A 12473-nucleotide genomic window follows, 5' to 3' on the forward strand; every position below is an offset into this window, starting at 1 on the left:
AAGGCAGTCGAAAGCAATGACAGCTCAATTCTACAAAAGTCACAGCATCCGTTTAATAAAAGGATGGTAAAAGCACCTATACAATCTTCAACTTCATTGATCCGTTATAACGAATATCTTTTAAGTACAACAGAAAGGATGCTATGTACTGCTGCTGGATGTGTAGTATTGGGTACTATTGGATTTGTTTTTTACAAAAATGGTATTGCAGCAGTAGTTCTTGCCTGCGGTGGACTATATTATCCGGTCATCTGGAGAAAGCAAATGATTAGAAAACGTAAGACACAGCTGCAATTGCAGTTTAAGCAGGCGCTTTCATCGTTGTCTTCAGCACTTGGTGCAGGTAAATCGGTAGAATCCGCGTTTAAGGAAGCATTGACGGATTTACGGCTGCTCTATCCAGATCCAAAAGCGTTTATTGTGAAAGAGTTAGAGACAGTAAACCGTCGAATTGAAAACGGAGAAACGATTGAATTAGCCCTAAAGGATTGGAGTGACAGGGCAGGTGTGGAAGATATTCAGCAGTTTGCGGAGGTTTTCATAACCTGCAAAAGAACGGGCGGCAATCTGGTTCATGTCATTCGGCGTACGGCATCGATTATTCAAGAGAAGCTTGATATTCAACAGGATATACAAGTGATGATGGCGCAAAAACGTTTTGAATCCAAAGTCCTGACTTTTGCTCCTTTGGTTGTAATTGCTTTATTGAATTTCAGTTCACCGGATTATATGGAGCCATTATATCAAGGCTCGGGGTTATTGATTATGACTACGGCGCTATTAGTACTAATAGGCTGCTATGCTATTACAAATTGGATTATGGACGTTAAGGTGTGATGTTACATGGCGATGCTAATCGTTCTAGGCATCGAGTTCACGTTATGTGTTTTGATTTCTTGGACCGCTTACTCGCAATATATTAGTTTTGTAAAGGAGCACCGCAAGCAGATCAAAATCATTTGGCTTGCGCCGCTAGCCTTATATTTGATGGATCGGCTTCATTTAGCAGACCGTTTGGCGGAAGCCGTGTCAAGAGTACATCAGCAAATGATTGGATTGCATGGAAGTAAAAACGCTTTGATGCGGACAAAATGCTTCATTGCAGACATTTTGTCACTCAGTGTTGTTATTCTAATTGGCTGTACGCTGATCGGGGTAATGGCAGAAGGGAATAGCGAGATGCTTGGCTATGGAGTGGTCCTAATCCTGTTCGTTCCATTTGTACTTTATAAGGAATTGTCTAACCAATTGCGTAAGAAGAAGCGTCTGATGCTCTTGGAACTTCCGGAAGTACTGAATCAAATCGTTTTACTGGTTAACGCGGGCGAAACGGTGCAAAAAGCACTGCAGCGTTGTATTGAGAGCAAAACGTCCATCGAAAAAAGTCCCCTTTTATCCGAACTTGCTATTGCTTCTTACGAAATTAGCATGAATGCTTCCTTTACTAAAGCGATGGAGGATTTCAATAAAAGATGCGGAGTGCAAGAGGTGTCCTTATTTACCACGACACTGCTTTTAAATTACAAACGCGGCGGCGACGAGCTTGTAATGTCATTGAAAGAGCTTTCGTCGACTTTGTGGGAGAAACGGAAGTCATTAGCCAAAACATTAGGTGAAGAAGCATCTTCGAAAATGGTATTTCCAATGGTTCTGATTTTTTTCATCGTTATGGTCGTCGTTGCAGCGCCAGCCATATTGTTAATGAATTAGTACAATATATCGAGGCTAGAGAGGAGAAAGTTTATATGAATTTGATTGGTCAGGCTATGCGCCGATTTTGGAAAGAGGAGGATGGCCTTGGGACGCTTGAAATCTTATTGATTTTAGCGGTATTGGTTATTATAGCGATAGCTTTACCTAAGTGATCAAAGGTATGAACTATTACGCCCATACCACATTTGTTATTGACCATTTATCATCTGTTTTGGTGATCTCGATTCCCTTAAAAATAGTGTTGATAAAATCTTTCCTTGTAGCTCTTTCCAAGTAAGCCCAGTTTTCTTTCAAATGTGATATCGTTTCAATAACTTCCTGCAACGTTATTTTTACGTCTGGTTCCTCTATAATGTTCTCCAACTGCATTTTCAGATCCTCAACACGGAGCATTTCCTCGTCAATCAAATTTACATAATCCTTATAGGGTAGCTTTCCATCTCCAAAAGCATATTGCCAATTTTTACGACGTTGATCACTTTTCTCGAGCTCCCTTTCGATTCGGTGACGGTCCATCTTAGGCGAATCTTTCGCCGCAGCAACTTCTTTAAATGAAATCCCTTGATTTTGCAAAACGAAATGTTCGAAAAACAGGCGTTCAAACTTGAGTTCGGAAAGATCGCCCTGGTCGCATTTACCGCGGAGTTTGTTAGAGCAGCGATAAAAATAATAGTTTCTTCCTGATCTTGGACCCATAAGTCCATGGTATGGTCCGCCACATTTTCCACAACGAACAATCGATGAGAAAGGATAGTCATAAGAAGATCGAGACATTTCCTTGCGGGAACGCCGTTCAATGATTGTGTTTGCTTTTTTGAATGTTTCCACATCGATGATGGGATCATGGCCGGCTTCAACGATAATACGTTCAGACTCCGGAGCTTCTTTAAGCTTCCAATGGTTTTTACCAGTATAGGTATGATTCTTTAAAATGACTTCAATGGAACTGCTATGAAAAGAACCTCCACGTATTCCAGGGATGTTCTTTTTGTTTAGATGTTTAGCTATGGTCAGATAACCCCATTTTTTTTGGATTAACAGCCCGAAAACCTCTTTAATAATCTCAGCCTGTTCAGGCACGATGATTAAACTGCCATCCTCTGATCTTTGGTATCCGAAAGGGGCAAAGGTGCTGCGTAGTCCTAACTCAGCACGTTTAACCATTCCCTTTTTAACTTCTTCACTAAGGTTCTCACGAAACATCTGTGCAAATATACCGAGCAGGTACACAAACATACGACCCATGGGAGAAGAGGTATCTATGTTTTCACTGATGGAGATCAGTTTTACATTCTTTTTATTGACCAACTCGACAAGATCGTAAAGGTCGGATATATTCCGTGTGAGTCGATCAAGTTTATGTACAAGAACTGCTTCGAATTTGCAGGCATTAAGGTCGTCGATCATTTCCTTAACACCAGTCCGGTTTAAGTCTTTGGCAGAAACACCAGGATCGGTATATATGCGAATTAATTCCCAACCCTGCAGTTTCACGTACTCCACTAATCGATCATACTGAGCTTGAAGTGAGAAACCATCAGTTAACTGTTTATCAGTACTAACACGTGTGTAAATTGCAACTTTCATATAAAATGACCACCTTTGCTTGTTTGGGTAAATTACCATTTCGAGTAGTGCCTCAATATGATTCCAATTCGTAAAATGGTCTAACAACCATGCAAAGCAGCTCCTCAAGGTCGTCGATTTGAATGATGAATTGCTCGATGTCATTATAATCAAAATCGAAATGGTCTCGTTTCTTCATCTTATCCATGCGTTCTACAACGTGAGTGAGAGAAATACCAAAATAATTAGGCCATTCTAGATTCATAATAAGATCTTCAAAGGCGATCGTTACACTCATGATCTCGTCATGGAAATCGGCTATAAAATGTCTTTCAAAAGGAGCCTTAATAGGAAGGTATACAGCAGACTTGTCCCATTTTATTTTGCCGCGAGGAAAACGCACAATCATTTTCATCGGTACCAACCCAATATCATCAAGTTCAGGATGTTCTTCGTAAAATACACTTATTTTTGTTTTCATCTATGTACCAAACCTCGCTATCCTCTGACGCTCTATTTCTTGTTGTCGAAGTTTTACATACTCGGGAGTGATATGACTCGTATCGGTATCTCGTTCCCGCCATTCTTTTTCTTGTTGTCCTATATAAATCCGTCTGCTTATTTGATCAATCCTCTTCTGCACAAAGGGGATGGGGAGTATGAATTCTTCAGCAAGTACCTTTTCTAACGCAGCGTAGGAATATACGTCATGAATAATTTCTTGGATCATATAGATGGGCATAGCTGCGTAAAGTTGGAAGTGTGACGCTTGGGATTCCTGTAGCTCCATAAAAGATTTAGGTAATTTATTTTGACAACCAATATGTCTTAAAAAGTGGCCAAGCTCATGGAAAAACGAAGCTCTTTTTATCTCTTTGGCATAATATGCGTGGAGTAAAATCATGCCGAAGTCGTCGTCCCAAACAATCCTGGTTTCATCTTTAGTAGTGTACACCATCGTATTGAAGATGGAGGCGACAAGGTCAATGTCTTCCAGATCAGATGCATAATGAATCCCATAACTACGATATTTTTGATAAATCCATGACTCAAGTTCGGTAGGTTTGTACAATGATAAATCCATGAGATCCCTCCATGATGTGGATATATTAGTAATAATGTGGATGGCTAGGAACGTATGTTCGTTTTAAATTTTAAAAGAAAAGCCTTTACAGGCTAATAATAAGAAAGTATTCTTATTGGATGTTCTCATATTTTTTACAATCTGTTCGTATAGTATAATTGACAATTGGAAAGAATTGATTTAAAGTTAGTTTTAGGGATCGAGGTATCTCGGTCGACCGCCCAGCTTTGCTGTGGCGGATTTTATTTTTTATGGACTCCATATTTTTAATCCCCAACCAAGATATTTAGGGAATTTGTAGAATTTCTTTTCTATTAGCTGAAATGATATATCTTTAAATTTTTCATCACACTGGTTTCTTGCATATTTGTGAATTGGAAACGATAAGAGATCAGCTAATTCCAAAACCACAAAAGTAGATTTATCATTATCTGACGTCCACCATTTAGGATTAAAATACACTCCTGCAATGTTATTAAAGTGGCTTGCCTTGTTTTGATTAGTCCCTTGTTCGAGTATCTCAACAATATGTTTCAAAACAAATCTATCTTCTTTCTTACCCCGTGATTCAATAATTATAATTCCTTTTTTGTTTGCTTCGTTTAACCCTTTGCAGTATCGTTCCATAATGAATCTAATAGCAATATGATAAGGGTGGTCAGGAGTTTTATACTTTAAATAATGCTTTTTCTTGTCAATATAACATGAAATAATTTTAGTTGGAATTTTATCTATCATATTAGAAATTGCAGGCATGAAGTCATCATAATTGATCCTATTGAAAGGATATGATCTTTTCCTAATTTCACTCGAATGAAAACAAACTCGTTTAAGACTACCTTTATAATCACAAAGACCTTCATTCCAAAAAGTGAATTTGATATCATTCATTTCTTTTTTTAAAATATCGTAACGTTTTTTATCGAAAATTACCCCTGTTAATGTAAAATCTTTAATAGATGAATCAATTTCATTAGTTTTATCTGCATCAACTTTTCTTTTGATTGACAAAAGATCAGAAGTTCCATTTTCATCGACACCCATTACAAAATCAACGTCATCTGGCCAATATTCAATTAATCTAGGACGTTGTTTCCATTCCAATAAAATCGCCTCGTAATAATCCCCATCGGTTGGAGTATTTGCTAGTGATCCTCTTGATTTTTCTTCCACTGTTTTTTCAATTCTTCAAAAAGCTTTATATCCTCTTTAAGTCTACGTGCGACCTCAGGAGTCAATTCATGTTTTACCCCATCTAAATAAGCTACATTGATGTCTGGCGGAATATCAAGTTGAACTGAAGGTGAACGGTCATCTGTGCGACCTAATAAATAATCAATAGAGACATCAAATAAGTCAGCAATCTTATGTAGAGTTTCTTCTCTAGGAAGTCTGTTTTTTTCCTCTGACTCATAACCAGCAATTGTAGGGCGTGAAACACCGAGCTTTTCTGCCACTATATCTTGCGTCCAACCGCATTCTTCTCTTAAAATTTTGAACCTTTGGTAGAAGGTCCCCATTGTATCACCACCGGAACATTATATCTTTATTTTACAGTTACATGTTCCTAAAAGAAACGTAAATATAAGGAACAAAATGCATTGACAACGTTCCGTTTAGGAACTATTATAGAGATGTAATAAGTTCCTAAACGGAACAAAGAAAGGGGTGAGTTCAATATGAGAACGGAACTAGTAAGACGTCGTAATCAACTTGAAATGACTCACGATGTAATCGCTGATAAAGCAAATATATCTAGACCGTATTACACGAATATTGAGGCAGGTAGGAAAGATCCTTCTTTTAAGGTAATGAAAAGAATTGCTGATGTTTTGGAAACGACAGTAGATAGTATTTTTTTTGATCAAGACGTTCCGAATCGGAACATGAAATCCACAGCAATAGAAGCTAATTAAGGCGGTGCCTCATGGATATTCTCCTAAAATGGCAAGTCTTGAGCTTAAGTACAAATTGCTCACAACAATGGATCTATCTAAAGACGACCCAAATTATGAACAAGAAGATGCGGTAAACGACCTTAGTTAAATATTAAAGATCCTGGATGGGTTAGAAGCTCAAGCAAGAAAGGAGGGATAGCATGCAAGAGTATTTTTCTTATGATAACAAGGTACCGATTGAGAAGAAAAAGCTGGTGGCATCAACAAGTAAATTATCGCAGGAGCTACTTGAGCGAATGGCGTTAGATATACGCAACAATAAAGCAAAGCAAGAAGAAAAGGCTGTTGGAGGGAATTAGCCCACTGGTCAGCAGTGGGCATGGGAAGTCAGGAAGGAGACTAACGGGGAATAAAAAGGGGATTTGCTTACGCGGAATTTAGCAACTATATAGAGGATACTTCCTTTCTCCAGTAATTACCATTCGAAATTCGAAAGGAGGTTTTTACAAAATGTTTACTCTAACAGCATCGGATATGAGCGAGAAGTTGAGAGTACTACGAATGAAAGCCGGTTTCACCCAAGAAAAGTTAGCTGAATTTCTATGGACCACTGAATCGACAATAAGCAAAGTTGAAAATGGACATCAAGTTCCAGATGCAGTTATGTACGAAAATTGGATTTGGGTTTGTACCCACCAAGTAGTGAGATTTACATACATCCATAATGGAAGGAGCAAGCAGCATGCATAATATTTCGGAAGCTCAATATAAAGCCAAATTGGAGGAATATCGAAGACGGTTGTTTCGGGATCCAAAAGTCGATTTAGATACAGCTTGTGGATTCTTTGATTGGGCAAGAGTCAAGCTAACTGATATGGAGCGTGAAAAATTACAGGTGGAAGAAATGAAAAAAGCCGCCCTGCCAGGCGACTTAGATGTTAATAATAATAAAGTTCTTAGAAATAGTATACCTAATATTGGAAAGGTTGGCAAGGTGGTGCACAACTATGCATGAGCAAAAGCTATTAGGCCAAATTATGGGATTGGCATTTCGCTTGAATCAAAATTCAAAATTCAATGTATTCGTCGAATTTTCAGGTCATGTAAATGAGCTTAGTGTAGAGATTCGTGATCCCATGTCCAGAAGAAGGCTAGTACAATGCAGTATTTATGTCACACGACCGGATGCAGAAGCTAAATTAGTTGAAGTCGGCTCCCAGTTATCAGACATTCTAACAACTGGCGAAATTGATTATTCAAGGCTTTATAAAGGCAGATATGGTCATAGAGAGGCTTATTTCTTTTGTTACGATTCTTTAAGTTGTAATCCTAGATACATAGCAAGAGAGCAGTTAGGTTGATTTAAAGGATACACACAGCCTGTTTGAAAGGAGGTAGATTCAACTGGCAAGACCTCAAAAAGAAGGATTGGATTACTTTCCACTGGATGTAGATATGGACCAGGATGATAAGCTCATTGTTCCTATAGCGAGATTTGGCATGCAAGGCTATGGAATTATAGTGAAACTGATGGGCGAGATTTATAGAAACGGATACTTTTATCAATGGGGCGAAAGGGAGCAATATGTTTTCGCAAGCAGGATTAATGTTGACATAAACACCATAAGCGAAGTCATAAATGAGTGCATTAAATGGGGTTTCTTCCATCAAGAACTATATGAAAGACATAATATTCTTACTTCCAAAGGATTTCAAAAAAGGTACATTGAAGCAGCAAAGCGACGTAAGGAAATAAATATGAGTCAAGACTACATTTTAATTGATGCAGCAGAGATGAGTGAGAGGTTCAAAATCACACTCATTATAAATAATGCTGACGGAAATAAAGTAAATGTTTACATTAACAAAAGTAAAAACGACGAAACGTCTACCGAAAGTACACAAAGTAAAGTAAAGGAAAGTAAAGTAAATAAAAAAGAAAGTAATAATAAACCTAAAAGACCTCCCTCTCGGCAACAAAAAGCGTATGCCGAGGACAGTTCTCCATATCGTATGGCATTATACCTTCATTCAAAAATCATGGAGTATGCTGAGACGTTGGGAGTTGTTCACTTAGTTCGTGATGCGAAGCTTCAAAGCTGGGCTGATGATTGTCGCAAGCTTCTTGAAAACGACAAACGAGACAAAGAAGAAATCAAACAGGTCATCGATTGGACAACTAGTAACAAGTTTTGGCGAAAAAACATTCTAAGTGCTGGCAAGCTACGTGAAAAATATAAGGACCTTTGTATCAACATGGTTGAGGAGTTAAACCAAGGAGGAGGTGCTGGAGTTGCTGAAAAAGGCGGTAGCAGGAAAGGACATGACTCAGTTCATGGCAGAAGTTCGAGCCAAAGCGGAGCTCTACAGGTCCCAGATGACGAGCTCGACAAACTCCAAAGACAGTCTTTACAAATGCTTGAGGTGTCAGGACACGGGCACCATTAACGAAATTATCAGAGTGGACAAGGGGGACCGGGACAAACAAGGTAATGTCATCTATCGAGAAGTTCTGAAAGTCGATGCTAACGGCAACCCTCCACTATGTGACTGCTACAAAGAACAAATCTTTGTTAATTGCAATGCAACCTCTGGAATGAAGCCAGGCGAGCAAAATCGTTTCTTCGAGAATGCTATCTTAGATCAAGAAAACAGGCACTTTTTCCAGCAGGCTAAGAAGTTCGTAGACAGTATTGATGTTCATTTAAAAGCAGGAACTTGGCTTTACATACATGGTGATAAACAGAGAGCAGAACCACGCGGGCTGAGTGCCTTTGGTACTGGAAAAAGTTATTTGACTCATTGCATCGGGAATGAATTGACAAGGCTTAAGTATCGTTCCATTTATGTAACCGAACAGAAATTGTTTCAGGACATCAAAAGCACATACCGCAAAGACTCGGAAGAGAGTGAGGAAGAGGTCCTTTGGAGATATCATAATGTACCAATCCTGTTGATTGATGACCTATTTAAGAGCCAATACAAAGACTGGGCAGAAGATAAAATGTTTCATCTTCTGGAGGCGCGAAATTGTCCAGGAAGGGTAACTATTATCAACGGCAACTATGCACCTAACAGGATCGATATTGCTATGGAGAGGAACGGCAGCGCAGTATCAAGCAGAATTTTCGGACAAGCTGTTCTCATGGAAATGATCGGTACTGATCGGCGCCGCAACAAACTAAGGGGGCCAGAAAGCGCATGAATAAACATGTTGATGACTTCGAGTTCGACTTAAACACAGAAAAATTATGTGAAATGATGGCTGAAGAGTTGCGCCGGGAATATGAGGAAATGCGTAAGGAGGATGCCAAAAATGCTCGATAGCTTGGTGGTCCTTAAACATCAGCGTCAGAATCTTTACGTTTGCTTGGAAGATTTAGATTTTGTTTGGGATGAGAAAAATATTTCAACAGCTAGTCAGATGTGGAATGAAGGGTTAAGTGTTTGGGATATGGCCCGATCTTTTGAAAGAGATATCGATGAAGTGACTTTGTTAATCATGGACTTAAAACGCCGCGGTCGCATACAAGATAGACCAGGCGGCGCATGGGGAAGGAGGATGCCCCTTGATATCACAGCAAAAGGATGTCCGACCTGCTAAGCAAGACATGCAGCCCATATACGACATGTTCGTAAGCTGGGCTGGACGTCCACTTAAACGGCAGGAGTCTAATCTGATAAATCATGCATTTAGTGATAATAGGACGATCAATTTAATTACCAAAGTCATTTTCTCCATTCGTCCTGCAAAGGCAGCAGTGATTGCCGACAAGAATCAAACAGTTATAGAGGATTATTTGAAACTTTAGGAGGTAGGAGCTCATGAGAAAGGAACAACGGAATTTAGTTGAAGATATGTTGCTGTTGCGCACGAAATGGAATCCTGATAGCAAGTATCCGCTTATGGCTCAAGCAGCTTGGTTAGAGGCTGTGGAGCGCGCAGTTGAAGCTGAAGCTAAGGTAGAGCAGCTTAATGAAATGTTAATTGAAAAGGACAAGGAAATAGAGCGTTTAAAGAATGGCCTCTAGGTTGTTAGGTAACAAAATGAATAAATTTGTCCATAAGGAGTGTTCGTATGAAAGCAATTATAACGGTAACAGTAGAAATTGAAATTGATGTGCCTAATGAATATTATCCCCCTGAGTGTGACACAGACGAAAAAAGACTCGCTTACGAAATAGAAAGTTATGATAATGGCGAGGGCGATATTATGCAACTACTTTCAAACGAGTCAAAAATGACAATTGTAGGTAAAGTAATTCGATGAATAGGCGGGAAAAGTACATGAACTTATTTGATAATGTGATTGGTTTCTTCAAATCATTCTGCTCCTACTGGAGGTTGAACATAGATTTTCGAATATCTTTAACTATATCTGTAATTGCAATTTTCATTCAATTTTGAGGATAATTATCTCTTAAGGATCGAGATAACAAGAGCACAAACGGAAATTGCTATAGGTAGGAACTTCCATAAAAGCTCCCTTTTCCTTTCTGTGAGGTAGTCCAATCCCCTAAGTGAAATGATCCAATTATCGCATTCCTGTTTTTCGCCAGTTGGAGTCTGAGTCGAATCGACAACATAGCACTCAGTAACGTGTTCAACGTACTTAACTTCTTCTAACTCTTGTAAACATGAGAGCACGATCGCATTGCAATGGATGTCGGCAAGCTCTTCTACAGAATGGGGCCGTTTTAAAAGTCTCTTTATGATTGCTCGTTTGTATTTGTTCATATTAATTGCTCTCTTCCTTGAAATTGTAAAACCTAGATAACTTCCATTATTCGACAATGGAGAAGAATATCCTCTTTCATGGAATGATGTGACCGGCATCTGTCTGGAATTGGTAACAAAATGTATATTGAGGAACTTGGGCATAAAAAAAACCTCCCTTAAGTGGGAGGAGAGTGGAGAGTGAAGAGAATGGTTTTCACATTAATAGTATACAGCATTGATAGAAAAGAGTGCGTAGGGTACCATCACTGAATATTTAAGATTATAGATTGGAGGGGTAACATGCAACAAGGAAAATGGGAACAAACAATTATGTATGTTAAAAGAAACGAACAAGGGGTTATTATTCAAGCTCAAGAGGAGCGACCAGAAGACTATCCTGAGGAACCAGCGTACCGAGTAATTGGAGATTAAGGAGGTCTTAGTGTGCTGCAGTTAATTAAAAACGAAATCATAGTCTATGAAGGTATTAAACAAGGTAAGAGCCGGCACGAGATATCGACTGATAGCGGTCTTCACAAAGCTACTGTTAGTAAATTTATTAATATCCTGCATAGGCTTTGGCTCATCGAATATGTGGGAAGAAAGGAAAAAATAAAGATTTACCGGGCGGTGTCTTGCGAATATGTCGAAGTAGGGGGATACCAGGAAGAACCCGATGTCGATAGATTGTTACAAAAAAGCATAGATATTCGATTAACAGATGATCAAATGTTCTATCTTCGGAATCACAAAAAAATGAAGCGTTCCGTTTTAGCAAAAAAGTTAGGAGTCACGAAACTGGCACTTAATTTCACGTTAGACAAGCTTAGTAAAAGTAATTGAATTAAAGAAGATTCCCCAGCGTATGCCTTGGTCGGAGGCGCTGGGGAATATACGTTCCTATCATCACTATATCATAGAGGATGGTGTTAAGGAATATGGGACAACTGAAAATCACTTTTCCAATGGAAATTGATAGAGAAGCAACGCGGCAGGCCGTAGAGGAACGACTTGAGTCTGCCCGGATATATAAACAGCTCGGTTTTATACGCAGGGAAACAAAAACTACAGCTTCATATGAACTAAGAGAAGGTGGGACCACTAATATCATATCTAAAGCAGCGGAAAATGCAGCGATTTATAACGTAGATACTGAAGCTAGGCTGCAGCAAAAGCAGGAACAAGTTGAAATGGCTGTATCCAAACTAAATCGGACTGAGCGGCAAATCATTGAGAAACGATTTATGGAAGATGATGAAATCTTTGATTATCATGTGTTTAATGATTTGCATATGAGTGAGAGGAAATACTACCGGATGAAATCTAGTGCAATCTACAAGCTGGCTTTTGCTCTCCGACTTGAGGTTTATGTAGAGCCGCGAGATATAGGGAAGCAGCCATCTGAAATAGCTTAGAATTACACAGATAATTGGCAGGTAGTAGGTGGAAGTCGTGTATGTGGCTATTTAGAACATGATCCCCATTTCTAAAT

24 protein-coding genes are annotated in these 12473 nt (G+C 39.0%); 18 read left to right on the forward strand and 6 right to left on the reverse strand.

Going from position 1 to position 12473, the window contains the following annotated elements:
* Positions 1-264: 264 nt before the first annotated feature.
* The 3 genes from BP97_RS0125910 to BP97_RS39845 are packed head-to-tail and all read left to right on the forward strand — an operon-like array spanning position 265 to position 1865.
* Positions 265-837 carry a type II secretion system F family protein gene (locus BP97_RS0125910; RefSeq protein ID WP_231506429.1) on the forward strand — a complete coding sequence of 191 codons (573 nt, stop codon included), beginning with the start codon at positions 265-267 and terminating at the stop codon, positions 835-837.
* Between the two features lie 6 nt (positions 838-843).
* Entirely contained in the window at positions 844-1710 is an 867-nt protein-coding gene (locus BP97_RS0125915; protein WP_028551729.1) for a type II secretion system F family protein, read from the forward strand.
* A 35-nt stretch (positions 1711-1745) separates the two neighbouring features.
* Positions 1746-1865 (forward strand): Flp1 family type IVb pilin, encoded by a 120-nt coding sequence (locus tag BP97_RS39845; RefSeq protein WP_081824367.1) that lies wholly within the window; start codon positions 1746-1748, stop codon positions 1863-1865.
* A gap of 16 nt (positions 1866-1881) precedes the next feature.
* On the opposite strand, the gene BP97_RS39110 is transcribed toward BP97_RS39845, so the two are convergent.
* The 5 genes from BP97_RS39110 to BP97_RS0125945 form a co-directional block, all read right to left on the reverse strand.
* Entirely contained in the window at positions 1882-3300 is a 1419-nt protein-coding gene (locus BP97_RS39110) for a recombinase family protein (RefSeq protein ID WP_051620973.1), read from the reverse strand.
* Positions 3301-3352: 52 nt separating this feature from the next.
* Complete coding sequence (locus BP97_RS0125930; protein ID WP_028551730.1) at positions 3353-3760, reverse strand: hypothetical protein; 408 nt, start codon at positions 3758-3760, stop codon at positions 3353-3355.
* On the reverse strand, positions 3761-4363 hold the full coding sequence (locus tag BP97_RS0125935; RefSeq protein ID WP_028551731.1) for an ImmA/IrrE family metallo-endopeptidase: 603 nt from the start codon (positions 4361-4363) through the stop codon (positions 3761-3763).
* A gap of 249 nt (positions 4364-4612) precedes the next feature.
* The gene (locus BP97_RS0125940; protein ID WP_028551732.1) at positions 4613-5467 is read right to left on the reverse strand and encodes a DUF3800 domain-containing protein; all 855 of its coding nucleotides are present in this window, start codon (positions 5465-5467) and stop codon (positions 4613-4615) included.
* Between the two features lie 41 nt (positions 5468-5508).
* Positions 5509-5883 (reverse strand): helix-turn-helix domain-containing protein, encoded by a 375-nt coding sequence (locus tag BP97_RS0125945; RefSeq protein ID WP_028551733.1) that lies wholly within the window; start codon positions 5881-5883, stop codon positions 5509-5511.
* Between the two features lie 159 nt (positions 5884-6042).
* On the opposite strand from BP97_RS0125945, the gene BP97_RS0125950 reads away from it, so the two are divergent.
* The 12 genes from BP97_RS0125950 to BP97_RS0126005 all read left to right on the forward strand — a co-directional run bounded on the left by BP97_RS0125950 (position 6043) and on the right by BP97_RS0126005 (position 10532).
* Positions 6043-6279 (forward strand): helix-turn-helix transcriptional regulator, encoded by a 237-nt coding sequence (locus BP97_RS0125950; RefSeq protein ID WP_028551734.1) that lies wholly within the window; start codon positions 6043-6045, stop codon positions 6277-6279.
* Positions 6280-6461: 182 nt separating this feature from the next.
* The gene (locus BP97_RS40360; protein WP_156043327.1) at positions 6462-6620 is read left to right on the forward strand and encodes a hypothetical protein; all 159 of its coding nucleotides are present in this window, start codon (positions 6462-6464) and stop codon (positions 6618-6620) included.
* 175 nt (positions 6621-6795) lie between these two features.
* The gene (locus BP97_RS0125960) at positions 6796-7011 is read left to right on the forward strand and encodes a helix-turn-helix domain-containing protein (RefSeq protein ID WP_028551735.1); all 216 of its coding nucleotides are present in this window, start codon (positions 6796-6798) and stop codon (positions 7009-7011) included.
* Positions 7004-7276, forward strand: coding sequence for a hypothetical protein (locus BP97_RS0125965; protein WP_028551736.1), 273 nt, complete (start codon positions 7004-7006; stop codon positions 7274-7276). The genes BP97_RS0125960 and BP97_RS0125965 overlap by 8 nt, the downstream gene beginning before the upstream one ends.
* Positions 7269-7622 (forward strand): hypothetical protein, encoded by a 354-nt coding sequence (locus BP97_RS0125970; protein ID WP_028551737.1) that lies wholly within the window; start codon positions 7269-7271, stop codon positions 7620-7622. Before BP97_RS0125965 ends, BP97_RS0125970 begins: the two co-directional genes overlap by 8 nt.
* Positions 7623-7689: 67 nt before the next feature.
* Entirely contained in the window at positions 7690-8709 is a 1020-nt protein-coding gene (locus BP97_RS37455) for a DUF4373 domain-containing protein (RefSeq protein WP_051620974.1), read from the forward strand.
* Between the two features lie 13 nt (positions 8710-8722).
* A complete protein-coding gene (locus BP97_RS0125980) occupies positions 8723-9466 on the forward strand; it encodes a DnaA ATPase domain-containing protein (protein ID WP_028551738.1) in 744 nt (247 codons plus the stop codon).
* Entirely contained in the window at positions 9463-9588 is a 126-nt protein-coding gene (locus tag BP97_RS41475) for a hypothetical protein (RefSeq protein WP_269321928.1), read from the forward strand. The genes BP97_RS0125980 and BP97_RS41475 overlap by 4 nt, the downstream gene beginning before the upstream one ends.
* Positions 9578-9865 (forward strand): hypothetical protein, encoded by a 288-nt coding sequence (locus tag BP97_RS37460; RefSeq protein WP_051620975.1) that lies wholly within the window; start codon positions 9578-9580, stop codon positions 9863-9865. The genes BP97_RS41475 and BP97_RS37460 overlap by 11 nt, the downstream gene beginning before the upstream one ends.
* A complete protein-coding gene (locus BP97_RS0125995) occupies positions 9831-10073 on the forward strand; it encodes a hypothetical protein (protein WP_028551739.1) in 243 nt (80 codons plus the stop codon). Before BP97_RS37460 ends, BP97_RS0125995 begins: the two co-directional genes overlap by 35 nt.
* A 13-nt stretch (positions 10074-10086) precedes the next feature.
* Positions 10087-10293 carry a hypothetical protein gene (locus tag BP97_RS0126000; protein ID WP_028551740.1) on the forward strand — a complete coding sequence of 69 codons (207 nt, stop codon included), beginning with the start codon at positions 10087-10089 and terminating at the stop codon, positions 10291-10293.
* A gap of 47 nt (positions 10294-10340) precedes the next feature.
* On the forward strand, positions 10341-10532 hold the full coding sequence (locus BP97_RS0126005) for a hypothetical protein (protein WP_028551741.1): 192 nt from the start codon (positions 10341-10343) through the stop codon (positions 10530-10532).
* A gap of 143 nt (positions 10533-10675) precedes the next feature.
* Here the strand turns inward: BP97_RS0126005 and BP97_RS0126010 are convergent, their stop codons facing one another.
* Positions 10676-11143, reverse strand: coding sequence for a hypothetical protein (locus BP97_RS0126010; RefSeq protein ID WP_028551742.1), 468 nt, complete (start codon positions 11141-11143; stop codon positions 10676-10678).
* Positions 11144-11281: 138 nt separating this feature from the next.
* Between BP97_RS0126010 and BP97_RS41480 the strand changes: the two genes are divergently transcribed.
* The 3 genes from BP97_RS41480 (at position 11282) to BP97_RS37465 (ending at position 12396) form a co-directional block, all read left to right on the forward strand.
* Complete coding sequence (locus BP97_RS41480) at positions 11282-11413, forward strand: hypothetical protein (RefSeq protein ID WP_269321929.1); 132 nt, start codon at positions 11282-11284, stop codon at positions 11411-11413.
* A 12-nt stretch (positions 11414-11425) separates the two neighbouring features.
* Positions 11426-11824: a hypothetical protein gene (locus BP97_RS0126020; RefSeq protein WP_028551743.1), complete on the forward strand. Its 399-nt coding sequence runs from the start codon at positions 11426-11428 to the stop codon at positions 11822-11824.
* A 95-nt stretch (positions 11825-11919) separates the two neighbouring features.
* The gene (locus BP97_RS37465; RefSeq protein WP_036746548.1) at positions 11920-12396 is read left to right on the forward strand and encodes an ArpU family phage packaging/lysis transcriptional regulator; all 477 of its coding nucleotides are present in this window, start codon (positions 11920-11922) and stop codon (positions 12394-12396) included.
* Positions 12397-12473: the final 77 nt, after the last annotated feature.

The organism is Paenibacillus sp. UNC451MF (assembly GCF_000686845.1).
Taxonomy (GTDB): domain Bacteria; phylum Bacillota; class Bacilli; order Paenibacillales; family NBRC-103111; genus Paenibacillus_S.